The organism is Mesorhizobium sp. B2-3-15, assembly GCF_006442875.1.
GTDB classification, from domain to species: Bacteria; Pseudomonadota; Alphaproteobacteria; order Rhizobiales; family Rhizobiaceae; genus Mesorhizobium; species Mesorhizobium australicum.
Map to the genome: position 1 here is coordinate 721203 of NZ_VFVO01000001.1, position 26420 is coordinate 747622.

Annotated in this window: 25 protein-coding genes; 20 read left to right on the forward strand and 5 right to left on the reverse strand. The window is 64.3% G+C overall.

All coding sequences use genetic code 11. The annotated features are described in order from the left end of the window. Window positions 1-71: 71 nt before the first annotated feature. Genes FJ954_RS31890 through FJ954_RS03610 form a run of 3 tightly spaced genes read left to right on the forward strand, consistent with a single transcriptional unit; the run spans window position 72 to window position 5867 of the window. Entirely contained in the window at window positions 72-1115 is a 1044-nt protein-coding gene (locus tag FJ954_RS31890; RefSeq protein WP_140660434.1) for a hypothetical protein, read from the forward strand. Continuing rightward, the gene (locus FJ954_RS03605) at window positions 1057-2535 is read left to right on the forward strand and encodes a DUF6504 family protein (protein ID WP_140618291.1); all 1479 of its coding nucleotides are present in this window, start codon (window positions 1057-1059) and stop codon (window positions 2533-2535) included. The genes FJ954_RS31890 and FJ954_RS03605 overlap by 59 nt, the downstream gene beginning before the upstream one ends. Further along, window positions 2532-5867 carry an error-prone DNA polymerase gene (locus tag FJ954_RS03610; protein ID WP_140660435.1) on the forward strand — a complete coding sequence of 1112 codons (3336 nt, stop codon included), beginning with the start codon at window positions 2532-2534 and terminating at the stop codon, window positions 5865-5867. The genes FJ954_RS03605 and FJ954_RS03610 overlap by 4 nt, the downstream gene beginning before the upstream one ends. An 84-nt stretch (window positions 5868-5951) precedes the next feature. On the opposite strand, the gene FJ954_RS03615 is transcribed toward FJ954_RS03610, so the two are convergent. Continuing rightward, the gene (locus tag FJ954_RS03615; protein WP_015314993.1) at window positions 5952-6119 is read right to left on the reverse strand and encodes a hypothetical protein; all 168 of its coding nucleotides are present in this window, start codon (window positions 6117-6119) and stop codon (window positions 5952-5954) included. A 282-nt stretch (window positions 6120-6401) separates the two neighbouring features. On the opposite strand from FJ954_RS03615, the gene FJ954_RS03620 reads away from it, so the two are divergent. Continuing rightward, entirely contained in the window at window positions 6402-7322 is a 921-nt protein-coding gene (locus tag FJ954_RS03620; protein ID WP_015314994.1) for an SMP-30/gluconolactonase/LRE family protein, read from the forward strand. Between the two features lie 162 nt (window positions 7323-7484). Then, window positions 7485-7694, forward strand: coding sequence for a 4-oxalocrotonate tautomerase family protein (locus FJ954_RS03625; protein ID WP_015314995.1), 210 nt, complete (start codon window positions 7485-7487; stop codon window positions 7692-7694). 38 nt (window positions 7695-7732) lie between these two features. Here FJ954_RS03625 and zapE read toward each other — a convergent pair whose 3' ends face one another. From zapE to FJ954_RS03640, 3 genes are all read right to left on the reverse strand, one after another. Further along, entirely contained in the window at window positions 7733-8953 is a 1221-nt protein-coding gene (zapE, locus tag FJ954_RS03630) for a cell division protein ZapE (RefSeq protein ID WP_140660436.1), read from the reverse strand. A gap of 92 nt (window positions 8954-9045) precedes the next feature. Next, entirely contained in the window at window positions 9046-9585 is a 540-nt protein-coding gene (locus FJ954_RS03635) for a protease inhibitor Inh/omp19 family protein (protein WP_015314997.1), read from the reverse strand. A 138-nt stretch (window positions 9586-9723) separates the two neighbouring features. After that, window positions 9724-10167, reverse strand: a complete 444-nt coding sequence (locus tag FJ954_RS03640) for a hypothetical protein (RefSeq protein WP_015314998.1) — start codon at window positions 10165-10167, stop codon at window positions 9724-9726. A gap of 214 nt (window positions 10168-10381) precedes the next feature. On the opposite strand from FJ954_RS03640, the gene FJ954_RS03645 reads away from it, so the two are divergent. The 9 genes from FJ954_RS03645 (at window position 10382) to FJ954_RS03690 (ending at window position 18570) form a co-directional block, all read left to right on the forward strand. Continuing rightward, entirely contained in the window at window positions 10382-11392 is a 1011-nt protein-coding gene (locus tag FJ954_RS03645) for an MBL fold metallo-hydrolase (protein ID WP_140618297.1), read from the forward strand. Between the two features lie 80 nt (window positions 11393-11472). Beyond that, entirely contained in the window at window positions 11473-12039 is a 567-nt protein-coding gene (locus FJ954_RS03650; protein ID WP_140660437.1) for a hypothetical protein, read from the forward strand. 213 nt (window positions 12040-12252) lie between these two features. After that, on the forward strand, window positions 12253-12414 hold the full coding sequence (locus FJ954_RS03660; protein ID WP_015315001.1) for a DUF1328 family protein: 162 nt from the start codon (window positions 12253-12255) through the stop codon (window positions 12412-12414). Window positions 12415-12507: 93 nt separating this feature from the next. Continuing rightward, entirely contained in the window at window positions 12508-13392 is an 885-nt protein-coding gene (gene dapF, locus FJ954_RS03665) for a diaminopimelate epimerase (RefSeq protein ID WP_140660438.1), read from the forward strand. Next, a complete protein-coding gene (gene mtaB / locus FJ954_RS03670; protein WP_140660439.1) occupies window positions 13392-14717 on the forward strand; it encodes a tRNA (N(6)-L-threonylcarbamoyladenosine(37)-C(2))-methylthiotransferase MtaB in 1326 nt (441 codons plus the stop codon). The genes dapF and mtaB overlap by 1 nt, the downstream gene beginning before the upstream one ends. Before the next feature lie 285 nt (window positions 14718-15002). Next, window positions 15003-16622, forward strand: a complete 1620-nt coding sequence (ftsY, locus tag FJ954_RS03675; RefSeq protein ID WP_318011572.1) for a signal recognition particle-docking protein FtsY — start codon at window positions 15003-15005, stop codon at window positions 16620-16622. 57 nt (window positions 16623-16679) lie between these two features. Beyond that, the gene (locus FJ954_RS03680; protein ID WP_140660441.1) at window positions 16680-17354 is read left to right on the forward strand and encodes a septation protein A; all 675 of its coding nucleotides are present in this window, start codon (window positions 16680-16682) and stop codon (window positions 17352-17354) included. 19 nt (window positions 17355-17373) lie between these two features. Beyond that, window positions 17374-17994, forward strand: a complete 621-nt coding sequence (locus FJ954_RS03685) for a pyridoxamine 5'-phosphate oxidase family protein (protein WP_140660442.1) — start codon at window positions 17374-17376, stop codon at window positions 17992-17994. A gap of 36 nt (window positions 17995-18030) precedes the next feature. Continuing rightward, the gene (locus FJ954_RS03690; RefSeq protein ID WP_140660443.1) at window positions 18031-18570 is read left to right on the forward strand and encodes an NADPH-dependent FMN reductase; all 540 of its coding nucleotides are present in this window, start codon (window positions 18031-18033) and stop codon (window positions 18568-18570) included. Between the two features lie 72 nt (window positions 18571-18642). Here the strand turns inward: FJ954_RS03690 and FJ954_RS03695 are convergent, their stop codons facing one another. Beyond that, on the reverse strand, window positions 18643-19071 hold the full coding sequence (locus tag FJ954_RS03695) for a GNAT family N-acetyltransferase (RefSeq protein WP_140660444.1): 429 nt from the start codon (window positions 19069-19071) through the stop codon (window positions 18643-18645). Between the two features lie 214 nt (window positions 19072-19285). Between FJ954_RS03695 and mdh the strand changes: the two genes are divergently transcribed. The 6 genes from mdh to FJ954_RS03725 all read left to right on the forward strand — a co-directional run bounded on the left by mdh (window position 19286) and on the right by FJ954_RS03725 (window position 26413). After that, the gene (gene mdh, locus FJ954_RS03700; RefSeq protein WP_015315009.1) at window positions 19286-20254 is read left to right on the forward strand and encodes a malate dehydrogenase; all 969 of its coding nucleotides are present in this window, start codon (window positions 19286-19288) and stop codon (window positions 20252-20254) included. A 45-nt stretch (window positions 20255-20299) separates the two neighbouring features. Beyond that, the gene (gene sucC, locus FJ954_RS03705) at window positions 20300-21493 is read left to right on the forward strand and encodes an ADP-forming succinate--CoA ligase subunit beta (protein WP_140660445.1); all 1194 of its coding nucleotides are present in this window, start codon (window positions 20300-20302) and stop codon (window positions 21491-21493) included. 4 nt (window positions 21494-21497) lie between these two features. Further along, on the forward strand, window positions 21498-21869 hold the full coding sequence (locus tag FJ954_RS03710) for a cupin domain-containing protein (protein WP_015315011.1): 372 nt from the start codon (window positions 21498-21500) through the stop codon (window positions 21867-21869). Window positions 21870-21872: 3 nt separating this feature from the next. Continuing rightward, window positions 21873-22370 carry a DUF1579 family protein gene (locus FJ954_RS03715; RefSeq protein WP_140660446.1) on the forward strand — a complete coding sequence of 166 codons (498 nt, stop codon included), beginning with the start codon at window positions 21873-21875 and terminating at the stop codon, window positions 22368-22370. Window positions 22371-22381: 11 nt separating this feature from the next. Continuing rightward, complete coding sequence (gene sucD / locus FJ954_RS03720) at window positions 22382-23284, forward strand: succinate--CoA ligase subunit alpha (RefSeq protein ID WP_140660447.1); 903 nt, start codon at window positions 22382-22384, stop codon at window positions 23282-23284. Between the two features lie 144 nt (window positions 23285-23428). Continuing rightward, complete coding sequence (locus tag FJ954_RS03725) at window positions 23429-26413, forward strand: 2-oxoglutarate dehydrogenase E1 component (protein ID WP_140660448.1); 2985 nt, start codon at window positions 23429-23431, stop codon at window positions 26411-26413. Window positions 26414-26420 lie beyond the last annotated feature (7 nt).

Consider the following 26420-nt stretch of genomic DNA (forward strand, 5'->3'; position numbering starts at 1 on the left):
TTGACTCTTCCGATCCCCTCTGGAATCTATAGGAACATAACAGGAACAATTGTGAGTGAAAGCTGACCGTCATGGCGATGACCGCCGTGGCGCGGGAGACTGTTTTTGCCCTGCGCCGCCAGATCGCGAAGATCGAGGGAACACTGCCCGAGCGCCTGCAGGCGCCGGCTGGCGCGCCCCTTGATGCTGACACCGGCAGCGATCTGACGATCGTCCGGCGCGGGCTTGCCGCGGCCTTGCCGGATGCTTTCCTGCCCATCGGCATCGAGCGGCTCGATGCCGCGCTCAGCGGCGGCCTGCCGAAAGCCGCCCTGACCGAAATCCATGGCCTGGAAACCCGCGATGCGGGCGCCGTCGCCGGTTTCGCCCTGTCGATCGTCAGCCTGATCCTCAACCAGGCGCAGGGGCTGCCCATCCTGTGGATCGGGACATCGGAAATTTTCCATGAGGCCGGCTTTCCCTATGCCAGGGGGCTGCATGCCTCGTTCGGCATCGAGCCCCAGCAATTGCTGTTTTCCGAGGCGCCCCGGCTTGTCGATGCACTGTGGATCGCCGAGGAGGCGGCCCGCATGACCGCGCTTGCCGCCGTCATCCTGGAGATCCGCGGCAATCCGCAGCGGCTGGACCTGACCGCGACACGCCGCCTGCATGCGCGGGCGCAAGGTGCCGGCCGGCCGGTGTTCCTGCTGCGGCAGGCGGCCGAGCCCGAACCGACGGCGGCGCCTGTTCGTTTGATTGTCGCGTCGGCGCCGGCCGTGCCGCGCGAAACAGTCGCCGGGCCGCTCGCCGGCTCGATCGGCCACCCGGCCTTCACCATCAGCATCGGCAAGAGCCGCACGGCCCTGCCTGGACAATTCACACTGGAGTGGAACCCCGATGAACGCAGATTCGACGAAAGAAGGGGCGAGGAAAGACGCAGGGCAAGCAACGAATGGGCAGAGAATCCTGTCCCTGTGGTTTCCCTATCTCGCGACAGAAAGGATCCTGCGGCAGCGTCTGGGGAAATCCTGGCGTTCCCGGCCGCCGGATCATCCGCAGCCATCTCATCCACCGCTCGTGATCAGCCATCGCCAAGGCAACGCGCAGCGCATCTCGGCCCTCGACGCGCGGGCTGAGGCGCTGCACCTGAAGCGCGACATGGGGATTGCCGATGCGCGCGCCATGCATCCGTCGATCGACATCGTCGAAGCCGATCCGGAGGCCGACCGGCGCCTGCTCGAGGGCCTTGCCGACTGGTGCGACCGCTACACGCCGCTGGTGGCGCTGGACGGCATCGACGGCCTGTTCCTCGACGTCACCGGCTGCACCCATCTGTTCGGCGGCGAACGCGCCATGCTGGACGAAATCCTGTCGCGCTTCTTCCAGCAGGGTTTCGACGTCCGCGCCGGGCTTGCCGGCACGCCCGGGGCGGCCTGGGCGGCGGCCCGCTTTTGCGGCGACCGCATCGTTCCATCAGGCGAGGAGGAAGCCCTGCTCGCGCCCTTGCCGCTGGCCGCCCTTCGCATAGCGCCGGAAACCCGTACCAGCCTGGAAAGCGTGGGGCTGCGCACGGCGGGTGCCGTCATGGCGGCACCGCGCGCGCCGCTCGCCCGCCGCTTCGGCGCTTTGCTGCTCCAGCGCCTCGACCAGGCGCTTGGCCGTCTCGACGAGGCGATCTCACCGCGTCTTCCCGTCGCGCCGCTTTCGGTCGAGCGTCATCTCGCCGAGCCCGTCACGCTGACGGAGGAGATAGAGCGGCTGGTGGGCATGCTGGCGACGACCTTGAAGACCGACCTCGAACGCCGCGGCGAAGGCGCAAGGAGCCTGGCGCTACTGCTTTTTCGCGTCGACGGCGCCGTCAGCCGCATCGCGCTCGGCACCTCGCGGCCGATGCGCGAACCCTTGCTGATCCGGAAATTGTTCCATGAAAGGCTGGCGGCACTCGAGCAGCATATCGATGCCGGCTTTGGCTTCGACCTAGTGCGCCTCTCGGTGCTGGCCGTCGCCGCTTTCGACATGCAGCAGGCCGATCTGACCGGCGAAGCGGCCGATGACGGCGCCGACATCGCCCTGTTCGCCGACCGTATCCGCGCCCGCCTCGGCGAGGGCGCGGTTCTGCAGCCGGTTCCCGTGGAAAGCCACCTGCCGGAACGCGCCGTCGCCGTCATTCCCTTCACCGAAGCCCCGCGCCGGACCACACCACCCAAGAAGCCGGACAGGATGCAGGCGCCGATGACCATCTTCCCGCCGGAACGACCGATCCGGCTGTTCCGTTCGCCCGAGCCCATCGAGGTGCCGGCCACCGAAATGCCGGAGGGACCGCCGCTGCATTTTCGTTGGCGCCGCGCGCTTTACCGTGTGACGCGCGCCGAAGGGCCGGAGCGCATCGCCGCCGAATGGTGGCGCGAGGCGCCGGGCGACGCGGCGGCGTCGACACGCGATTATTTCCGCATCGAGGATGCCGGTGGCCGCCGCTACTGGCTCTACCGGCAAGGCCTTTACGGCGGCGTCTCGCAAACCCCGCCGCGCTGGTTCATGCATGGGGTCTTCGCATGAACGCGCTGACCGTCATTCCTTATGCGGAGTTCGGCATCCAGTCGAATTTCTCCTTCCTGCGCGGCGCCTCCAAACCCGAGGAGCTGGTGGTCGCGGCCAAGCTCATGGGCTTCTCCGCGATCGGGCTCGCCGACCGCAACAGCGTCGCCGGCGTGGTGCGCGCCTGGCAGCAGGCCAAGGTCGAAAAGCTTGCCTACCATCCCGGCTGCCGGCTGGTTTTTGGCGACGGCACGCCGGACATTCTCGCCTATCCCAGGGACCGTGCGGGCTGGGGCCATCTGTGCCGCATGCTCACCCAGGCCAATCTGCGTGACGAGACCGAAAAGGGCGCCACCCTGCTCCGGCGCGACGACCTGCTCGAATGGGGGGACCGGATGTCGCTGGCGGTCCTGCCCGATCTGGCGGCCGGCGCGCAAGACAGTCTGGCTTTGCTCCGTGAACTCAGGGATCGCTTCGGCAGGATCCTGCGGCTCGGCGTCTCACCCTGTTATGCCGGCCATGATCGCTTCCGGATCGAGCAGGCGGCGGCGTTCGCCGAGAGCACCGGCATCCCGCTGATGGCGACCAACGATGTGCTCTACCACACGGCCGAACGGCGCCCGCTGCAGGACGTGCTGACCGCGATCCGCCTCAATGTTCCGGTCGCCGAGGTGGGGCTGGAACTGACCGCCAATGCCGAACGCCATCTGAAGCCGCCGCTGGAAATGGCGCGCCTATTCCGCCGGTATCCGCAAGCGCTGGCGGAGACGCTGCGGTTTGCGCAAGAGCTGACCTTCTCGCTCGGCGACCTTCAGTACAATTATCCCGACGAGCCGACGGAATCGGGTCTCGGACCGCAGGCGGAGCTGGAGCGACTGGCTCGGGAAGGTGCGGCCCGGCGCTTTCCCGGCGGTATCCCCGCCAGCGTGATAAAACGAATCCAGGAAGAGCTCGCCCTGATCGAGCGGCTGAATTACGCCCGTTATTTCCTGACCGTCCATGACATCATCAAATTCGCCCGCGGCGAAGGCATTCTCTGCCAGGGCCGCGGCTCCGCGGCCAATTCGATTATCTGCTTCTGCATTGGCATTACCGAGGTCGGGCCGGACAAGATCGACACGCTCTTCGAGCGTTTCATTTCCGAGGAACGCAACGAGCCGCCGGATATCGACGTCGACTTCGAGCATGAACGGCGCGAAGAGGTGATGCAGTACATCTATACGAAATACAGCTCCAAACGCACGGCACTCGCCGCCGCCGTCATCAGCTATCGCGGCCGTTCGGCGCTGCGCGAAGTGTCGAAAGCGATGGGCCTTTCGGAGGATGTCAGGGCGTCTCTCTCCGGCTCGATCTGGGGTTGGTCGACCTCGGAACTCGGCGAGAAGGAAGCCAGGGCCGGCGGCCTCGACCGCAGGGATCCGGTGTCACGGCATGTGATGGAACGCGCCAACGAGATCATGGGCTTTCCCCGCCACCTCTCCCAGCATGTCGGCGGCTTCGTCATCACCAGGGACCGGCTCGACGAGATCGTCCCCATCGTCAAGACGGCGATGGACGAGCGCAAGATGGTCGAATGGGACAAGGACGATCTCGATTCGGTGAAAATCCTCAAGGTGGATATCCTGGCGCTCGGCATGCTGACCTGCCTGCAGCGCGCTTTCACTTTGCTCGAGACCCATTACGGCGTGAGAGACGATTATGGCAGGCCATTGACCCTGGATACGATCGCCAAGGAGGATTCCCGTGTCTACGACATGATCTGCCGTGCCGATACGCTCGGCGTCTTCCAGATCGAATCGCGTGCTCAGATGTCGATGCTACCGCGTCTCAAGCCGCGCGAATTCTACGACCTCGTCATCGAGGTGGCGATCGTACGGCCGGGCCCGATCCAGGGCGACATGGTGCACCCCTATCTGCGCCGGCGGCAAGGCAAGGAAAAACCCGAATATCCCAAGGCGGAGCTGAAAGAGATTCTCGGCAAGACGCTGGGCGTGCCGCTGTTCCAGGAGCAGGCAATGAAGATCGCCATCGTCGCCGGCGGCTTCAAACCGGGCAAGGCCGATGAACTGCGCCGTGCCATGGCCACCTTCAAGCGCACCGGCACGATCGGCAATTATCGCCAGCAGATGATCGACGGCATGACAGGACGAGGCTACGAAAAGGACTTCGCCGAGCGCTGTTTCAAGCAGATCGAGGGCTTTGGCGAGTATGGCTTTCCCGAAAGCCACGCCGCCTCCTTCGCCCTGCTCGTCTATGCCTCCTGCTGGTTCAAGACCTTCTACCCGGACGTGTTCTGCGCCGCGATCCTGAATTCGCAGCCGATGGGCTTCTATCAGCCGGCGCAGCTGGTGCGTGACGCCCGCGACCATGGCGTCGACATCCGCGAGGTCGACGTCAATTTCTCCGTCTGGGACTGCACTTTGGAAAAGGCGCTTTTCGACCCGGCCCGCATCCTGCCGCGTCATGCCGAAATGCGCGGTGTCATCGAGACTCAGCATGCGGTGCGGCTCGGCTTCCGGCAGATCAAGGGACTTTCCAAGGAACGCATGGAGGTTTTCGTCGAGCGGCGCGGCGCCGGCTACTCGACGGTCCGGGATGTCTGGCTGCGCTCCGGCCTCAATGTCGACGAGATCGAGAAATTGGCGCAGGCCGACGCCTTTCGTTCCATCGGCCTCGACCGCCGCGCGGCACTATGGGAGGTCCGCGCGCTTGACGGCAAGAGTGCCGCCGAGAAGCTGCCGCTGTTCGACCAGCCGGCGCTCAGCCTGCGCGAGCTGGAGCCCGAGACGAAGCTGCCGAAAATGCCGCTCGGCGAGCATGTCATCCATGACTACCGCTCGCTCGGCCTGTCGCTGAAGGCGCATCCGGTCGCCTTCCTGCGCGAGCGGCTCGACCGCGCCGGCATCACTCCCAATGCCAGCCTGCCTTCCGTGCGCGACGGCAGGCGGGTCTCCGTTGCCGGGCTGGTGCTGGTGCGCCAGCGCCCCGGCAAGGGCAACGCGATCTTTCTCACGCTGGAAGACGACAAGGCCGTCGCCAACGTCATCTTCTGGGAAAGGACCTTCACCCGTTTCCGGCCCATCGTCATGGGTGCCCGGTTTGTGAAGGTCACCGGAAAACTGCAGTCGGAATCAGGTGTCGTCCATATCGTCGCCGAGAAGATCGAGGACCTGACGCCCTGGCTGACCGTGCTGCTGGAGAAGGTCGGTGCGGCCGCACTGCCGGCCGCCGATCCTTCGGACCGCTCCGGCCAACCCGCAATTCGGCCCGCGATGCTGAAAGACGAACGGGATCTCGCAACGCTGTCGGAAGAGGCGGAGAGGGTCATGCCCAAAGGGCATAATTTTCAGTAGGCCCGACCCACCTTCGTCATCCACGGGCGAGCAGGAGCGAAGCTCCGTCGCGGCGACCCGAGGACGACAAACGTGATGGGTTGCTCAGCCGTAGATCTGCTTGTGGATCTGGTAGAGCATTTCCGAACGGTCGGCGCGCATGTCGGCCAGATCGCGGCTGGAGAAGCTGTCGATTTCGGCGATGAGGCGATTGTAGTGCTTGCGCTTGGCGATGCTGGTGCGAGCGCGGGTCACGAGGTCGTTGAAGATCATAGCAAGGTTCCTTCTGTGCCGCATTCGGCGCGGCCGTTTCTTCCTCCCTTGATCGGTACGGATCATGACATAGGAATGGTGCGTTGCAAAAAGAAGATGTTGCAATGCACCATTGCAGCCAGCGCATAGCCGGTTAATGGCTTCCTAAGCTCCCGCACGACGCGCGGCCCGGGCCGGCAGGCGAGCCGCCTCCCATTTTGTCTTACAAATTAGCGTTACCCCGTCTTGCCAGATCGATTGCGGGCTGGCTTGATCCAATGTCACCTGATGCCTGGAGGAAACATGGCGGCCGCAGATTACTATGAAGTTCTCGATCCGCGTTTCGGGCGCCTGTTCAACGGCAACGCGCAGGTGGAGAAGCTGTTCACCGGCTGCCGGTGGGCGGAAGGGCCGGCCTGGTTCGCCGCCGGCCGCTATGTCGTCTGGTCGGACATTCCGAACAACCGCATGATGCGCTACGACGAGACGGACGGCAGCGTCAGTGTCTTCCGTCAGCCCTCCGGCAATTCCAACGGCAACACCGTCGACCGGCAAGGCCGGCTGGTCACCTGCGAGCATTCGGGCCGGCGCGTCAGCCGCACCGAGCATGACGGCTCGATCACCACCATCGCCGCCAAATGGAAGGGCAAGCCGCTGAACTCGCCCAACGACGCGGTGGTGAAGTCCGACGGCTCGATCTGGTTCACCGATCCGACCTACGGCATCGACACCGACTATGAGGGCGACAAAGCCGAGAGTGAAATCGGCGCCTGCCATGTCTACCGGGTCGATCCCGACACGGGCGATATCGAGGCTGTCATCACCGACATGGTCAGGCCGAACGGCCTTGCCTTCTCGCTCGACGAAAGCCTGCTCTATGTCGTCGACACCGGCCGCACGCATGGCGCCGAGAACCCGGCGCATATGCGGGTGTTCAACGTCGGCAAGCACGGCAAGAAAGTTTCCGGAGGCAAGGTGTTCGCCGACTGCACGGCCGGACTGTTCGACGGCTTCCGGCTCGACGCCGATGGGCGCATCTGGACGAGTGCCGCCGACGGCATCCATTGCTACGATCCCGACGGCACGCTGATCGGCAAGGTCAAGGTGCCGGAGGTGACCGCCAATTGCGTTTTCGGCGGCGCCAAGCTGAACTGTCTCTACATCGCAGGCACCACCTCGCTTTATTCGGTGCGGCTGATGGTGAATGGGGCCAAGACCTATTGAGCCTGCTGGAAACGCTTCTCTGGCGTCCGTTATTGGCCGTTTTGCGGGTAGCCACAGCGCCCGCTTCGCCGCGGCTTCCGGAGCCACCATCCTGCGGTTCGCCGGAGCGGAGTTCGAAGCCGCCTGTCCGCGGTATCAGACACAATTCAAGGGGAGGGCGTCATGCCATTCGTCAACATCCGCATCGTCAAGGAAGTGATCGCCGCCGATCCGGCCGGCAAGAAGGCTGACATCGCCAGGAAAGTCACGGCGGCCATCATGGACGCCACTGGGCTTAGCAATGACGATGTCTGGGTGGTCTTCGAGGAGGTCAATGCCCGCGACTGGTACGTCGGCAAGACCGACGTGGAGACGTTGAGAGGCAAGAAATAATCCCAAGGCGCGATGAGCGCCGCAAATCCGGGCTCTGCTCAGGAAGGTGCGGCGGCCGTGTCCGCGCCTGCCGTGCGTCCGCCGACCGTACCTTCACCCGGCCGGCGCTTCGCCCAGCTCTCCAGCCAGTCGCGGCTTTGCATCTCGATCAGCCGCGATGCGGTTCGCTCGAATTCGAACACCTCGACGCCGCGCTTGGCCACATAAAGCGCGTGCGGTGGCGCCTCGGCGCTCACCACCAGCCGCGTATGATGGTCGTAAAGCGTGTCGATCAACAGGATGAAGCGTTTGGCCTCGTTGCGCTTGCCTTCGCCCAGTACCGGCACACGGTCGATGAAAACAGTCGAAAACCGCCCGGCGATCGCCAGGTAATCGCGCGCGCCGAGCGGCTTTTCGCAGAGGTCGGCGAAGGTGAAACGCGCCGCGTCACCAGCGGCGGCCGGCACCACCACCTTGCGTCCCTTCAGCGTCAGCGAGGTCTCGGCCGTCGGCGCACCGCGCGTCATCGACTGCCAGGCCTCATCGAGCGCCTGGTCGGCCGCCGCATCGGCCGGTGTGACATAGACCGGCGTGCGTGCGAGCTTTTCCAGCCGGTAATCCTTGTCGCTGTCCAGCGACAGCACCTGCGCGTGGCGTTCCAATATGGCGATGAACGGTAGGAAAAGCTGGCGGTTCAACCCGTCACGGTAAAGATCTTGCGGCGCCACGTTCGAGGTGGCGACCAGCACGACCCCGTTGGCAAACAGTGCCGAGAATAGCCTGGACAGGATCATGGCGTCGGCGATGTCGGTGACCGAGAACTCGTCGAAACACAGCACCCAGGCCTGCTCGGCGAGCGCCTTGGCCACCGGCGGGATCGGATCGTCTTCCCTGACCGTGCCTTCCTTGCGCGCCTGCCGGTGTTTCTGGATACGGTCCTGCACATCGGCCATGAAGTCGTTGAAATGCACACGGCGCTTGCGCCTGACCGGCAGGAGCTCGAAGAACATGTCCATCAGCATGGTCTTGCCGCGGCCGACGCCACCATGGATGTAGAGGCCCTTGACAGCTTCATGCGTCTCGCGCTTGCGCGCAAACAGCCAGCCCAGTGCACTGGACTTGTGCGCCAGCCGCTTGGCCGAGATCTCGACGGTCAGCCGGTCGAGCGCGGCGGCGATCGCTTCCTGCGCAGCGTCGCGCTCGATCGCGCCTGACACCACCAGATGGTCGTAGCGCTGCCGGACGGTCGGATGGGTCTGAAGGCCGTCACGCAGATGCATCGATCACGTCATTGTTCAGAGCAGGATGCCCAGAGAAAGGGTGCGCCGAGATCGAGGTCACGCCGCCGGCATCACCTGAATGTCGGCATCTCCTACCTCGTAAGCGAGATCGGTTGCCCGTTGGAAGTCTGGCCGTCGAATTTCGAGCCGCCCGACGAATAGAGCCGCGCCAGCGAACCGCCATTCTCGTCATAAAGCGTCAGCTGCTTGCCGGCGACGTTCCACGACTTGATGCCGTCGATCGGCGCCGGGCAATGCAGCGGCCCGGCGCGGAAACCGGCGCCGAACTTGGTCTGCGGCGTCGCCACCTTGCAGCTCTGGCCGGAGACGCTGACGTTCCAGACACCGGCGACGGCCGCCGCGCTGAGATCGGCGGCACCCGCGGGCGCCGCGCCGTCCGGCGGCAGCGAAGCAACTTGCGTGTTAGCCGGCGCGGTCGGGAACCGCGACGGGTCGGTGGTGCCGGGCGAGGCCGGCGGCGGCAGCTGGTTGGAACTCACCTGGCCAGCGGGGGCTGGCTGCAGCGGCGCCGGTTGCTGGTCGTCCATCGACGAGAAGCGTGAGGTTGAGCAGCCGCTCGCAACGAGTGCCGCCAGGGATACGGCCACCAGGCCGCCTTTCGAAAAATTCATTACAACCTCCGTCGGATCCGGCTGGGGGGAAACCGTCCGCGCAATCTCACCTCCACCAAGATGGAGAAGGTGGCGAAATTTCAACCCGATATGGTTAAAATAGGGTTTGCGGTATGAATTGTTGCAAATTTATCGCACTCACCCGGCGAGCGGCGCACTCGGCACGAACACATATCCGTCCGGTCCGACGATATAGCACTCGCGCAGACCATGCGGCTTGTCGATCGCGCCGGCCAGCACGATGTGGCCATGCTCCAGCGCCGCCGCCTCGATCGCGTCGGGCTCCGCGCCATAGAGACGCAGTTCGATGCCGGCACCGCGCGTCTCCGTACCCGCGATGGAGCCCGTCATGGGATTGTCGAGATAAGAATGGTCCGCATGCAGCATGAACACCGATCCCAGAAGCTCGAGCGCGGCGAAATCCTCGTCGGCATAGACGATGCGGGCGCCAAGCACGTCACCGCAGAAGGCTTCCATCGCCGCCATGTCCGATACCAGCAGATTGACGCCGATGCCGCGCGGCAGCGAGCGGCCGAAATCCTCGGCCTTCATCCAGGGTGTCTTGGTCCGCTTCATCGCCATGGCGTCTTCCTCCTGATGCCGCGATCCTAGCCGAGACCGCCTTGCCGCCCTTGGTCTTCGGCCGGCAAACGCTTGCGCCAGCCGCGTCAGGGCTTATGTCTATGGCCAATTCCAGGAAAGGTGTGTGGCGCTTCCCCGGGAAAACGCGCAGCACTTTCCCCCTGGGAATTGAGTGAAAACAAAGAGTTCACCGAAACCCGCCGGAGCGCAGACCTTGGCCGCCAGAAAGAAAGCCGCCAACCGCTACTACAGCGGCCCGCCCAGCGACCATTTCGACGGCAGCCTGTTCTTCAATCCCGGCGGCCGGATGCCCGGCCCCTTCAAGGATTTGCTGAAATGGCAGTTCAGCGGCCAGCGCTCTAAATGGCCGGCTGCCAGCCCGAGCCCCTTTGCGCAGGCAAAGCCGGCGGCGGCGGTCGAAGGCGCCGATCTGGTCGTGACCATGGTCGGCCATTCGACCTTGCTGATCCAGACAGCCGGGCTGAACATCCTTACCGATCCGGTCTGGTCGGAGCGCACATCGCCGTTCTCCTTTGCCGGACCCAGGCGCGTCAATCCGCCGGGTATCGCCCTTGGCGATCTACCGGCGATCGACCTCGTGCTGGTCAGCCACAACCACTATGACCATCTCGACCTTGCCACGCTGAGGCAGTTGCAGGAGAAGCACGATCCGCTGGTGGTGACGCCGCTCGGCAACGATGCCATCATCGCCGCCGCGGTGCCCGGGACGCGGCTTTCCGCGCATGACTGGGGCGACAGGGTCGATGTCTCCGACGGCACCGCTATCCACGTCGAGCCCGCGCATCACTGGTCGGCGCGCGGGGCGCGCGACCGGCGCATGGCGCTGTGGGCCGGCTTCGTCATCGAGACGCCTGGCGGAAAAATCTATTTCGCCGGTGATACCGGCTTCCACGGCGGCATCAACTACCGGCTGATGGCGGAGAGGCATGGCGGCTTCCGCTTCGCCATCCTGCCGATCGGCGCCTACGAGCCGCGCTGGTTCATGGCGCCGCAGCACCAGAACCCCGAGGAAGCGGTCCAGGGCATGTCGTTGTGCAACGCGGCCTTCGCCGCCGGCTGCCATTGGGGCACGTTCCAGCTCACCGACGAGCCGTTCGACGAACCGGTGCGGAAGCTGGCCGAGGCGCTGGACGGCCGAGGCATCCCACAGGAGCGCTTTCGCGCCTTGCGGCCCGGCGAGATCTGGGAAGTGCCCCGGATATGATCGCCTCGATGGCCGGAATGACCGTTTACCCTGCCATGGTTTTCGCTGATGGTCATCCGCGGACAGGATAGGGGAATCAGATGAAGTCAATCATGGCAGGTCTTTTGGCGCTGGCGGTCTCTGTGCCGGCGGCTTTCGCGGGCGAGATCAGCGATCGGGCGGCCGAGGCCGAGAAGCTGCTCCAGTCGGGTGATGGCGCCGGTGCGCTGGAGAAATTCAGCAGCGCCCAGGAAGCGCTCTGGCAAGCGATGCCGCTTGGCGTCCTGAACGTCAGGCAAGTCGACACGGCCTCCGGCTTCGGTATCTACAGCGAGCGCGCCAACCACATCTACAAGCCCGGCGAGAAAATCGTGCTGTACATGGAGCCGGTCGGCTATGGCTACGGCAAGGACGGCCTCGGCAACAGCATGATCGCGCTCTCTGTCGACATCACCGTCGTGTCCGCAGCCGGCGAAACGCTCGGCACAATGGAAAAAGTCGGCCGTGTTCAGATCGCCTCTCGCTCGCACAATCGCGAACTGTTCTTCAAACTCGACCTCTCCCTCGACGGCCTGCCGGCCGGCAAATACCGGTGCAACTTCGTCATGCATGACGAGAATTCGAGCAAGACGGCCCCCTTCAGCACGGATATCGAGATCGCCGGCTGAGGCGATGCCGGGAAAACCACCGATGTCCGATGGAGACGGCACCGGCGGGGACGAAATCCGCGTCGGGCGCAATGTCTTCATCAATCAGAACTGCACTTTCTACGACCTCGGCTGCCTCGACATCGCCGACGCTATCTCCCGGCCTCGGGAACCCAAGCACGACAGCCGCGTTTTTCAACCGGTTTCAATGTGTCCGGCTTGCGAGGCGTTCCCATGCTCAAATGGATCATCATTCTCCTGATCATCGCCGCCGCGGCGAGCCTGCTCGGCATGCCGGCGCTGGCGGGCGCGGCCGCCACTGGCGCGCGCATTCTCATCGGCATCGTGCTCATCATCTTCCTGTTGATCTTGCTTGGGGTCTTTGCGGTGACGTAAGTCCCGCGCCTTCGCCGTGAAAGCGGCTGCGCACTGGTAATTCCTGCCCGTTTCCGCCATATAGCGCCGAACGGACATGGAAATTTCGGAGCAATGGCAGGCACGGCCCCTTTCGCCAAGATGAACGGCATCGGCAACGAGATCATCGTTGCCGACATGCGTGGCCGTGCGGATCGGGTGACGGCCGCGGCTGCCATCGCGCTCAACGCCGATGCCTCGACGCGGTTCGACCAGATCATGGCGATCCACGACGCCAGGACGCCGGGCACCGCTTATTTCGTCGACATCCTGAATTCCGACGGGTCGGGCGCGCAGGCCTGCGGCAACGGCATGCGCTGTGTCGTCCAGGCGCTGGCCGCCGAGACCGGCGAGAAGACCTTCACCTTCGAAACCGTGGCCGGGATCTTGAACGCCTGCGAACACGCGGACGGCTCGATCTCGGTCGACATGGGCACGCCGCGCTTCGGCTGGCGCGACATCCCGCTGGCCGAGGAGTTCCGCGACACCCGCATGATCGAATTGCAGGTCGGCCCCATCGACGCGCCGGTGCTGCATTCGCCTTCGGCGGTCTCGATGGGCAACCCGCACGCCATCTTCTGGGTCGACGCCGATGTCTGGACTTATGAACTCGATCGTTTCGGCCCGCTGCTCGAAAACCATCCGATCTTTCCCGAGCGCGCCAACATAACCATCGCGCAGGTGACCTCGCCCGACTCGATGATCATCCGCACCTGGGAGCGTGGCGCCGGCCTGACCAAGGCCTGCGGCTCCGCCTCGTGCGCGGCTGTCGTTGCCGCCGCGCGCACCAGGCGCACAGGCCGCAGCGTCAATCTTTTGACCCCCGGCGGCGGTACGCTGCATGTCGAGTGGCGCGAGGACGACCACGTCATCCTGACCGGCGCGGCCGAGTGGGAATTTTCCGGCAGCTTCGATCCGTCGACCGGACAATGGGCCCGCGACACCGAAAGCGCGGCGTGATGTCCGCTCTTGCCAAGGACGTCGACGTGGCGAAGGAGCCCGGCTGCATCGACGTGGTGACTTTCGGCTGCCGTCTCAACACCTATGAGTCCGAAGTGATGCGGCGCGAGGCCGAAAATGCCGGCCTCGGCGCGCTGGATGGCGGCACCGTCATCTTCAACACCTGCGCAGTCACCGGCGAAGCGGTGCGCCAGGCCAGGCAGGCGATCCGCAAGGCGCGCCGCGACAACCCGGCCGCGCGCATCATCGTCACCGGCTGCGCCGCGCAGACCGAGTCCGAAAAATTCGCCGCCATGGACGAGGTCGATCTCGTGCTTGGCAACGAAGAGAAGCTGAAGGCCAATTCCTATCGCGCGCTGCCGGATTTCGGCGTCAACGACACCGAGAAGGCGCGGGTCAACGACATCTTTTCGGTGCGCGAGACCGCCGGCCACATGGTCGACGCCATCGAGGGCCGGGCCCGTGCGTTCGTGCAGGTGCAGAATGGCTGCGACCATCGCTGCACCTTCTGCATCATCCCCTATGGCCGCGGCAATTCGCGCTCGGTGCCGATGGGCGCCGTGGTCGAGCAGGTCAAGCGGCTGGCGGGCAACGGCTACGCCGAGATCGTGCTGACCGGCGTCGACATGACGTCTTTCGGCGCCGACCTGCCAGGCGCGCCGAAGCTCGGCAAGCTGGTGAAGACCATCCTGCGTCAGGTGCCCGACGTAAAGCGGCTCAGGCTGTCCTCCATCGATTCGATCGAGGCCGACGACGACTTGCTCGATGCGCTCGCCACAGAACCCAGGCTGATGCCGCATCTGCATCTGTCGCTGCAGTCGGGCGACGACATGATCCTGAAGCGCATGAAGCGCCGGCATCTGCGCGATCAGTCGATCCGCTTTTGCGAGGATGTGCGCAAGCTGCGGCCCGACATTGTCTTCGGCGCCGACATTATCGCGGGTTTCCCGACCGAGACCGAAGCCATGTTCGAGAATTCGCTGGAGATCGTCGAGGAGTGCGGCCTGACCCATCTCCACGTCTTCCCGTTTTCGCCGCGCGAAGGCACACCCGCCGCGCGCATGCCGCAGGTCCGCCGCGAGTTGGTCAAGCAGCGCGCCGCCCGGTTGCGCGCCGCCGGCGAAGCGGCCTACCAGCGCCATCTGTCCTCGCTCGCCGGCAGCCGTCAGTCGGTCCTGATCGAGCGCGACGGCCTTGGCCGCACCGAAGGGTTCACGCTTGCCGCACTCGGCACCGGCGCGCCGGGAGAGATCGTCGAGGCTGATATAACCGGCCACGACGGGATCAGGCTCATAGCCACCCCCCTTGCCGCCCGCGCCGCCTGAGAACACAAAAGCATGGCTGGTTTTTTCAAGAAGATATTTTCGTTCGGCAAGAAGGAGGTGGTCGAGGAGCGCATCGACGAGACCGCCCCGCTGCCGCCGATCAAATGGGACCAGCTCGACGCGCTGAAGCCAGCGGCCGAGCAGGCCGTGCCGGAGTTTTTGAAGCGCGAGGAGCCTGTGGCGGAAGCCGCGCCGGCGACCGTGCCTGCTCCGGTCGAGGCCGCGCCCGGACCGCAGCCCGAGGAACCCACACCCGAAGAACCCACACCCGAACCTGCGCCGACCATTCCGCCCGCGCCGGAACCGACCGTTCCGTCAGAACCGGAGCGGCAGCCGGAGCCCGAGCCGGAAGAGAAACCGGCACCCGCGCCCGAAACGCCTGAACCGCCCGCGCCCGAAGAGGTCCCGCCGCCGCCGGTTGCTCCCGAGCCCACACCCGAACCCCAGCCGCAGGAGATTCCGCCGGCGCCATCGGAGCCGGAGATCGTTCCCTCACGTCCGGAGGGGCGACCGGAACCCGCGCCCATCGAAGTGCCGACGCCGCCAGTCGAAGTGCCGGCCGGGATACCCGCACCGGTCGAGGTGCCGCCGGCGTCGCCGGTTGAAGTGCCTCCGTCGGCGGCCGCCGTCGAGCAGCCTTCAAAGGCCGGCGCTGCCCCTCATCCGCCTGCCGGCACCTTCTCCCCGTATAGGGACGAGGCGAAGGAAGGGGCTTCAGCACCACCCTCGCCCGGTTTGCGGGGAGAGCATGAAGGAAAGCGCGGACCTGCCGTCGAAGCGGCGCTCGAAGCGCCACCAGCTGAAATCGCCCCTCCCATTCGCCAGCCTGCACCGGTCGAGACGCAGCCGGTCGTTGCCGAGGTCGCGCCCGAGCCTCAATCGGTCCCGCGGCCCGCCCCGGAGCCAAAACCCGTTCCCGGCAAGGTGACGGTCGCCAGGAAGGTCGAGCAGAAGGCCGAGCCGCGGAAGGCGCCGGAGCCGGCGCCGAGGCAATCCTGGTTCCAGCGCATGCGGGACGGGTTAGCCCGCTCCTCGCGCGAACTGACCGGCAACATTGCCGGCGTCTTCACCAAGCGCAAGCTGGACGAGGAGACGCTGCAGGACCTGGAGGACGTGCTGATCCGCGCCGATCTCGGCGTCGAAACGGCGCTGCGCGTCACCGATTCACTGGCCTCCAGCCGCTACGGCAAGGATGTTTCCGATACCGAAGTGCGCGCCGTCATGGCGGCCGAGGTGGAGAAGGTGCTCGCGCCGGTCGCGAAACCACTCGAGCTCGACCTCTCGCACAAGCCGCATGTCATCCTGGTGGTCGGCGTCAACGGCACCGGCAAGACCACGACCATCGGCAAGCTCGCCGCCAAGCTGACCGATGGCGGCCTGTCGGTGATGCTGGCCGCCGGCGACACGTTCCGCGCCGCCGCGATCGAACAGCTGAAGATCTGGGGCGAACGCACGAAATCGCCCGTCATTGCCTCCAAGCTCGGCGCCGACGCCGCCGGCCTCGCCTACGATGCCTTCGAACGGGCAAAAGAAGCCGGCTCCGACGTGCTGATCATCGACACCGCCGGCCGGCTGCAGAACAAGACCGAACTGATGGCGGAGTTGGAAAAGATCGTCCGCGTGCTGGGCAAGCTCGATCCCGAAGCGCCGCACACCGTGCTGCAGACGGTCGACGCCACGACCGGCCAGAACGCGCTCAACCAGGTCGAGATCTTCCGCAATATCGCCGGCGTCAACGGCCTGGTGATGACCAAGCTGGACGGCACGGCGCGGGGCGGTATTCTGGTGGCGATCGCGGCAAAGCATAAATTGCCGGTCTATTTCATCGGCGTCGGCGAACAGGTCGACGACCTCGAACCGTTTTCCGCAAGCGAATTCGCCAGGGCGATCGCTGGAGTGGCTTGAACAGGCACGATGCCGGAAGTGAGGCTTCCGGACTGGATCGTGCGTTAGAAGGAAACCATGAACCCACCCATTCTCGAACGCGATCCGTCCGACCCGCAGAAAGAGAAGAAGGAAGGCATCAATCCCGTGCTCAAGCTGGGGCTGGAGCTCGGGCCGCTGCTCGTCTTCTTCTTCGCCAATGCGCGCGGCGAGTGGCTGACGCAGAAATTGCCCGTGCTGGCTGAATTCGGCGGCCCGATCTTCGTCGCCACAGGCCTGTTCATGGCCGCGACCGCCATCGCGCTGATCGCCTCATGGCTGCTCACCCGCACCTTGCCGATCATGCCGATGGTGTCGGGGGTCGTCGTTTTCATCTTCGGCGCGCTGACGCTTTATCTGCAGGACGATATCTTCATCAAGATGAAGCCGACCATCGTCAACACGCTGTTCGGCGGCGTGCTGCTTGGTGGCCTGTATTTCGGCCGCTCGCTGCTCGGCTATGTCTTCGAGTCCGCATTCAAGCTCGATGCCGAAGGCTGGCGCAAGCTCACCTTCCGCTGGGGCCTGTTCTTCCTGTTCCTGGCCCTCGTCAACGAAGTCGTCTGGCGGAATTTTTCCACCGACGCCTGGGTTACGTTCAAGGTCTGGGGCATCATGCCGATCACGCTTCTTTTCACCTTCAGCCAGATGCCGCTGATCCTGCGCCACTCGCTGGACGACAAGGCCGGCGGCGAAGAAAAAGTCGGCAAATAGGGCTGCAAAGGGGAGAGCCATGGAATTCGTCACCACCCAGGAGGAGCTGCGGACGATCTACAAGACGCCGCGCCCGACCGATGGCTCGATCCGCAAGGAATTGAAGGCGCTGGACGCCCATTGCCGCTCCTTCATCGGCAAGAGCCCATTCGTGCTGATCGGCTCGTCCGATGGCGAAGGCAATGCCGACGTCACCCCGAAAGGCGACAAGCCCGGCTTCGCCGCCATTCTCGACGAGAACACCATCGCCATTCCCGACCGGCCCGGCAACAACCGGCTGGATACGCTGGAAAACATCATCCGCAATCCCTCGGTCGGGCTGCTCTTCCTCATCCCAGGCATGAACGAGACGCTGCGCGTCAATGGCGATGCCCGCATCACCGTCGATGCCACCTTGCGCGAGCGCCTTGCGGTCGACGGCAAGGAGCCGCAAAGCGTTATCGTGATCGTGGTCAAGGCCGCTTACATGCATTGCGCCAAGGCTTTCATGCGCTCCGATTTGTGGAAGCCCGACAGCTGGCATGATCGCGCCACGCTGCCGACGCTCGGCCAGATCCTGCGCGACCAGTTGGCACTGGCCGATTCGGCCGAGGCGACCGACCGCTGGCTCGACGGCGAGTACAAACAGACGATGTGGTAGGGTTGTCGGCCCCCGATTCGTCTGGACTGGTCCGCCTTGCTCAACCTCATTGCGATATCCGGCAGCCTGCGGGCGGCCTCCACCAATTCGGCCCTGGTCGCGGCACTGGCGCTGAACACGCCAGCGGGCTGTCGCGTCACCGTCTATGACGGGCTTGGCCGGCTGCCGATCTTCAATCCCGACGACGAGGGCGAGCGGACGCCGCGCGAGGCCTCCGATCTGATCGAGGCCGTCACCGGCGCGGACGGTGTCGTCGTCTCCTGTCCCGAATATGCCCATGGCGTGCCTGGCGGCCTTAAGAACGCGCTCGACTGGCTGGTCTCGCGTGACGCCGCCGTCGGCAAGCCGGCGATGCTGGCGCACGCCTCGCCACGCTCGCTCTACGCCCGCGCGGCGCTGGCGGAGATCATGCGCACCATGTCGTTCGCGCTTTGCGAAGAGGCCATGCTCGAGGTTTCGCTCCTCGGCAAGAAGCCGGCGGAGGTTGAAAGTATCCTGCGAGAGCCGGCAAACGTGCGGGCAATTCGCGATGGCCTGTCAGCCTTCGCGGCCTTCATCCGCTCGCGCCAAATTTGAGCGGACTCGCGCCAAATTGAGCGGACGCCATCGTGTCGTCGTCCTGGAAGGACCGGAGGCGTCGGCCAATCGCTACAGCCGATAGACGTACATCACAAAGGTCTCCGCCTCGCCATGCGCCTCCTTGCGCCCCTCATAAAGTGCGCGGGCGGGCAGATTGTCCGGCTCGGTGCCGACCCAGGCCTCTTCGCAGCCATGCTCGCGGCCGAGCGCGAACATCGCGTCGAGCATTCCGCGCGCGATGCCCTGGCGCTGGAAGGCTGGCGAGACGCCGACCTCGTCGACATAGAGTTCGGGCGCCTTGTCCGGATGGCGGTGCATGACCGCCGCGCATTGGCCGACGACAACGTCCTCGGCCAGGGCCACGATCATGAAATGGCCCGATTGCGCGAGATAGCTTGCCAGGCGATCGGGCCGCACCGGCTCGTCGAACACGTCGTCGGCAATCCGCATCACAAGGGCGTCATCTCCGGGATAAAGCCTTCTGATCTCAATCGCCATTGTGTAAATTCTCCCAAGTCGGCTTACAAACTTTGACGTTTACGTAAATCCCAAACACACTAACCGATTGAAAATGCAGGGGTCGAAATAATCGTTTGAATTTATTCCGCACCAGAGCTATTGGGTGCGGGAAATTCGCGGTTCCCCCGCAGCAGTCCGGCCTCTTCCTCGACGCCGTGTTGGCGCGTCACAGACAAAGGGAAATCATCCTCACATGGCACGCAACAAGATAGCGCTTATCGGCTCTGGCATGATCGGCGGCACGCTCGCCCACATGATCGGCCTCAAGGATCTCGGCGACGTGGTCCTGTTCGATATCGCCGAGGGTATCCCGCAAGGCAAGGGGCTCGATATCGCGCAGTCGTCGCCGGTCGATGGTTTCGATTCCCGGCTGACCGGCGTCAACGACTATGCCGGCATCGAGGGCGCCGATGTCTGCATCGTCACCGCCGGCGTGCCGCGCAAGCCGGGCATGAGCCGCGACGACCTGCTGGGCATCAACCTGAAGGTCATGGAGCAGGTCGGCGCAGGGCTGAAGAAGTACGCGCCGAAGGCCTTCGTCATCTGCATTACCAATCCCCTCGACGCCATGGTGTGGGCGCTGCAGAAGTTTTCGGGCTTGCCCAAGACCCATGTCGTCGGCATGGCCGGCGTGCTCGACAGCGCGCGCTTCCGCTACTTCCTGGCCGAGGAATTCAAGGTTTCGGTCGAGGACGTCACCGCCTTCGTGCTCGGCGGCCACGGCGATTCCATGGTGCCGATGATCCGCTATTCCACGGTGTCGGGCATTCCGCTTCCCGACCTGATCAAGATGGGCTGGACCTCGAAGGAAAAGCTCGACCAGATCGTGCAGCGCACCCGTGACGGCGGCGCCGAGATCGTCGGCCTCCTGAAGACCGGCTCGGCCTATTACGCGCCGGCGGCCTCGGCGATCCAGATGGCTGAATCCTACCTCAAGGACAAGAAGCGCGTGCTGCCTTGCGCGGCACACCTCTCCGGTCAGTATGGCGTCAAGGGTACCTATGTCGGCGTGCCGGTGGTGATCGGCGCAGGCGGTGTCGAGCGCGTCATCGAGATCGACCTTAACAAGGCCGAGCAGAAGATGTTCGAGGCATCGGTGGCGACCGTGCAGGGCCTGACCGAGGCCTGCGTCAAGATCGCGCCGCAGCTCGCCTCGAAATAACCCGCCCAAACGTCACCCCGGCAAACGACCTGGAGATAGTTCCCGATGAACATCCATGAATATCAAGGCAAGGCGCTGCTGAAGAGCTTTGGCGCGCCGGTGGCCGAAGGCGTGCCGGTTTTCAAGGCAAGCGAGGCGGAAGCCGCTGCACAGGCGCTGCCCGGCCCACTCTATGTGGTGAAGAGCCAGATCCATGCCGGCGGCCGCGGCAAAGGCAAATTCAAGGAACTCGGCGCCGACGCCAAGGGCGGCGTGCGGCTGGCGAAGTCCGTCGCCGAGGTGGTCGCCAACGCCAACGAGATGCTCGGCCATACGCTGGTGACCAAGCAGACCGGCCCGGCCGGCAAGCAGGTCAACCGCCTCTATATCGAGGACGGCGCCGACATCGAGCGCGAGCTCTATCTCTCCATCCTGGTCGACCGCTCGGTCGGCCGCATCGCCTTTGTCGTCTCGACCGAGGGCGGCATGGACATCGAGGGCGTCGCGCACGACACGCCGGAAAAGATCATCACCGTCGCCATCGATCCGGAAAAGGGCGTTACGGCTGAGGACGTCAAGGCGCTCAACGACGCGCTTAAGCTCGACGGCGACGCGGCCAGGGATGGCGGCACGCTGTTCCCGATCCTCTACGAGGCCTTCGTCGAGAAGGATATGAGCCTGCTCGAGGTCAACCCGCTGATCGTCATGAAGGACGGGCATCTGCGCGTGCTCGACGCGAAGGTGTCGTTCGACAACAACGCGCTGTTTCGCCACCCCGATGTGCTGGAACTGCGCGACACGTCAGAAGAGGACGAGAAGGAGATCGAGGCGTCCAAATACGACCTCGCCTATGTCGCGCTCGACGGCAATATCGGCTGCATGGTCAACGGCGCCGGCCTTGCCATGGCGACGATGGACATCATCAAGCTCTATGGCGCCGAACCCGCCAACTTCCTCGATGTCGGCGGCGGCGCTTCCAAGGAGAAGGTGACGGCGGCGTTCAAGATCATCACCAGGGATCCGGCGGTCAAGGGAATCCTGATCAATATCTTCGGCGGCATCATGAAGTGCGACATCATCGCCGAGGGTGTGATTGCCGCGGTCAAGGAAGTCGGGCTCAAGGTGCCGCTGGTCGTGCGCCTGGAAGGCACCAATGCCGAGCTTGGCAAGAAGATCATCAACGACAGCGGCCTGAACGTCGTCTCGGCCGACGATCTCGACGACGCGGCCAAGAAGATCGTGGCGGCGGTGAAGGGCTGAGCCGGTGCCTCCACGCAAGATAAACCTGGTCGAGGCGGCGGATCGGACCATCACTGAGGTCTTCGATCCGCATATCGCCGGCGACGTGAATGACAGCCAGGCCAAGGTCGCCAAGTTCGGCGAGGTCTTCGACTGGCATGCGCATGACAATGAAGACGAAGCCTTCCTCGTGCTGCGCGGCAGGATCGCCATCGATTTTCGCGATGGGCCGATCGAGCTCGGCGAGGGCGATTTCATCGTCGTGCCGCGCGGCGTCGAGCATCGGCCGCGTTCGCTGACATCAGAGCCGGTGGTGCTGATGTTCGAACCGGCGACGACACTCAACACCGGCAATGCCAAGAGCGATCTGACGGTCGCCGATCTGAAGCGGCTCTGACCGATGAACGCCTCGCCCTTCTCTTCGCTCTCGGCCGATCACCAGCTCCTGCAGGCTTTGGTCGGTGCTTGGCGCGGCGAGGAGGAGGTCGCGGATACGCAGTGGGCCGATGGCGGCATGGCGACGAGCGAAGTGATAGCGGAAGCGCAGTTCGGCGGTCTGTTCGTGGTGCAGCGCTATAAGCAGCGCCGCGATGGCACGGTCTCCTTCGGCGCGCACAATGTATTCGGCTTCGACCAGCAGAACAGCGTCGTCACCATGCACCAGTTCGATTCGATGGGCTTTGTGCCGTCCTCGCCCGCCACGGGCACATGGAACGGCAGCGAATTGGTACTGGAGCGATCGTCGCCGCGCGGCTTTGCGAAGGTGACGTATGTTTTCGACGATGCCGACACCTACCGCATGCGATTGCATTTCAAACCTGCCGGCAGCGATGGCTGGCAAGACATGGTGAGCGGCGTCTACCGGCGCGTCTCGCCTTCCTCGATCAACGGTTTTTAAAAAGGGCGGCCATGTCCATTCTCGTCGACAAGAATACCAAGGTGCTGGTGCAGGGCCTGACCGGCAGGACCGGTACGTTCCATACCGAGCAGGCGCTGGCCTATCACGGGACAAAGATGGTCGGCGGCATCCATCCCAAGAAGGGCGGCGAGACCTGGACAGGCTCGAAAGGCGAGAGCCTGCCGATCTTCGCCACTGTCGCCGAAGGCAAGGAAAAGACAGGCGCCAACGCCTCCGTCATCTACGTGCCGCCGGCGGGCGCCGCGGAAGCCATCATCGAGGCGATCGAGGCGGAGATCCCGCTGATCGTCTGCATCACGGAAGGCATTCCGGTGATGGACATGATCAAGGTCAAGGCGCGGCTCGATCGCTCGGCCTCGCGGCTGATCGGACCGAACTGCCCGGGCGTGCTTACCCCCGACGAATGCAAGATCGGCATCATGCCCGGGAACATCTTCCGCAAGGGCTCGGTCGGCGTTGTTTCGCGCTCGGGAACACTTACCTATGAGGCTGTGTTCCAGACCACCAATGTCGGCCTCGGCCAGACCACTGCCGTCGGCATCGGCGGCGACCCCGTCAAGGGCACCGAGTTCATCGACATGCTCGAGATGTTCCTGGCCGATGATGAGACCAAGTCGATCATCATGATCGGCGAGATCGGCGGTTCGGCCGAGGAAGACGCCGCGCAGTTTCTCAAGGACGAAGCCAAGCGTGGTCGCAAGAAGCCGATGGCCGGCTTCATCGCCGGGCGCACGGCGCCGGCCGGACGCACCATGGGCCATGCGGGCGCGGTCATCTCCGGCGGCAAGGGCGGCGCGGAAGACAAGATCGCGGCGATGGAATCGGCCGGGATAAAAGTTTCGCCGTCGCCAGCGCGGCTGGGCACGACGCTGGTCGAGGCGATCAAGGGTTAAGCCAGTAGTGAGTAGCAGGTAGTCAGTAGTGAAGAAGGGAAGAACGGGTGAGTAGCAGCTGAGCGGAAAATTCCATTTTCCACTCACTACCGGCTACTCACTGTTCCCTCGAAAGGAGACGGAGCCAGGCTCCGCTGAAACGACATGGCAAGACAAGATCAGGCCAACGACCAATTTTCGCTCACCTCTTTCCTCTATGGCGGCAATGCCGATTACATCGACGCGCTCTACGCGGCGTATGAGGACGATCCCGGCTCGGTCAATCCCGAGTGGCAGGAGTTCTTCGCCGGCCTGAAGGACGATGCCGGCGATGTGCGCAGGAACGCCAAGGGCGCTTCATGGACGAAACCTTCCTGGCCGCTGCAGGCCAATGGCGAGCTGGTGTCGGCGCTGGACGGCAATTGGGGCATCGTCGAAAAGCACCTGGAAAAGAAGGTCAAGGACAAGGCCGTCACCAACGGTGTCGTGCTGTCCGACGCCGATGTGCACCAGGCGACACGCGATTCGGTGCGCGCCATCATGATGATCCGCGCCTTCCGCATGCGCGGCCATCTGCACGCCAATCTCGATCCGCTCGGCATCAACACGCTCGAGGATTACAACGAACTGTCGCCGGAAAATTACGGCTTCACCGAAGCCGACTACGACCGGCCGATCTTCCTCGACAATGTGCTGGGGCTCGAATTCGGCAGCATCCGGCAGATGCTGGAGATCCTCACCCGCACCTATTGTTCGACGCTCGGCGTCGAGTTCATGCATATTTCCGATCCCGAGGAAAAGGCCTGGATCCAGGCGCGCATCGAGGGCGCCGACAAGGAGATCTCGTTCACCGCCACCGGCAAGAAGGCGATCCTGCAGAAGCTGGTCGAGGCGGAAGGCTTCGAGCAGTTCATCGACGTCAAGTACAAGGGCACCAAGCGCTTCGGTCTCGACGGCGGTGAATCGCTGATCCCGGCGCTGGAGCAGATCGTCAAGCGCGGCGGCCAGCTCGGCATGAAGGAGATCGTGCTCGGCATGGCCCATCGCGGCCGCCTCAATGTGCTTTCCCAGGTGATGGCCAAGCCGCACCGCGCCATCTTCCACGAATTCAAGGGCGGCTCGGCGGCCCCCGACGAGGTCGAGGGCTCGGGCGACGTGAAGTACCATCTCGGTGCCTCGTCGGACCGCGAGTTCGACGGCAACAAGGTTCACCTGTCGCTGACGGCGAACCCTTCGCATCTGGAGATCGTCGACCCCGTGGTAATGGGCAAGGCGCGCGCCAAGCAGGATTCCCTGTTCGGCCGCGGCCGCGAGGAGATCGTGCCGCTGGAAGAGCGGGCCAAGGTGCTGCCGCTCTTGCTGCATGGCGACGCCGCCTTCGCCGGCCAGGGCGTGATCGCCGAGATCCTCGGCCTGTCGGGCCTGCGTGGCCACCGCGTCGCCGGCACGCTGCACTTCATCATCAACAACCAGATCGGCTTCACCACCAATCCGCGCTTCTCGCGCTCATCGCCCTATCCGTCCGATGTCGCCAAGATGATCGAGGCACCGATCTTTCACGTCAATGGCGACGATCCGGAGGCTGTGGTGCACGCCACCAAGGTGGCGATCGAATTCCGCATGAAGTTCCATAAGCCCGTGGTCGTGGACATGTTCTGCTACCGCCGCTTCGGCCACAATGAGGGCGACGAACCGGCCTTCACGCAGCCGCTCATGTACAGCAACATCCGCGCCCACAAGACGACGGTGCAGATCTATGGCGATCGCCTGATCGCCGAAGGGCACATCACCCAGGCCGAGCTCGATCAGATGAAGGCCGACTGGCGCGCGCATCTGGAAGCCGAATGGGAAGTCGGCCAGCACTACAAGCCCAACAAGGCCGACTGGCTCGACGGCGCCTGGTCAGGCCTGCGCACGGCCGACAACCAGGACGAGACAAGGCGCGGCAAGACCGCGGTACCGGTCAAGACGCTGAAGGAAATCGGCAAGAAGCTGACCGAGGTGCCGAAGGGCTTCGAAGCGCACAAGACGATCATCCGCTTCCTCGAAAACAGGCGCCAGGCGATCGAGTCCGGCGAAGGCATCGACTGGTCGACGGCCGAGGCGCTGGCCTTCGGCGCGATCCTGCTCGACGGCAATCCGATCCGGCTGTCCGGACAGGATTCCGAGCGCGGCACCTTCTCGCAGCGCCATTCCGTGCTTTACGACCAGCGCGACGAGACCCGCTACATCCCGCTCAACAATCTGTCGGCGGCGCAGGCCGGTTACGAAGTCATCAACTCGATGCTGTCGGAAGAAGCGGTGCTGGGCTTCGAATATGGCTACAGCCTGGCCGAGCCGAAGGCGCTGACGCTGTGGGAGGCGCAGTTCGGCGACTTCGCCAACGGCGCCCAGGTGGTGTTCGACCAGTTCATCTCGTCGGGCGAACGCAAGTGGCTCAGAATGTCTGGCCTCGTCTGCCTGCTGCCGCATGGCTATGAAGGCCAGGGCCCGGAACATTCTTCCGCCCGGCTGGAGCGCTTCCTGCAGCTTTGCGCCGAAGACAATATGCAAGTCGCCAACTGCACGACGCCGGCCAACTACTTCCACATCTTGCGCCGACAGCTGAAGCGCGACTTCCGCAAGCCGCTGATCCTGATGACGCCGAAGTCGCTGCTGCGCCACAAGCGGGCGGTGTCGACGCTGCCGGAAATCTCGGGCGAAAGCTCGTTCCACCGGCTGCTGTGGGATGATGCCCAGCTGTTGCCCAACCAGGCGATCAAGCTGACCAAGGATTCCAAGATCCGCCGCGTCGTGCTGTGCTCGGGCAAGGTCTATTACGACCTCTATGAAGAGCGCGAGAAGCGCGGCATCAACGACATCTATCTGCTGCGCGTCGAACAGCTCTATCCGTTCCCGGCCAAGGCGCTGATCACCGAGCTGTCACGCTTCCGCAACGCCGAGATGGTGTGGTGCCAGGAGGAGCCCAAGAACATGGGTGCCTGGTCGTTCATCGATCCGTATCTGGAATGGGTGCTGGCGCATATCGACGCCAAGCATCAGCGGGTGCGCTACACCGGCCGTCCGGCGGCCGCGTCGCCGGCGACCGGGCTGATGTCGAAGCACCTCGCCCAGCTCGCCGCCTTGCTCGAAGACGCGCTCGGCGAATAAGCAGAAC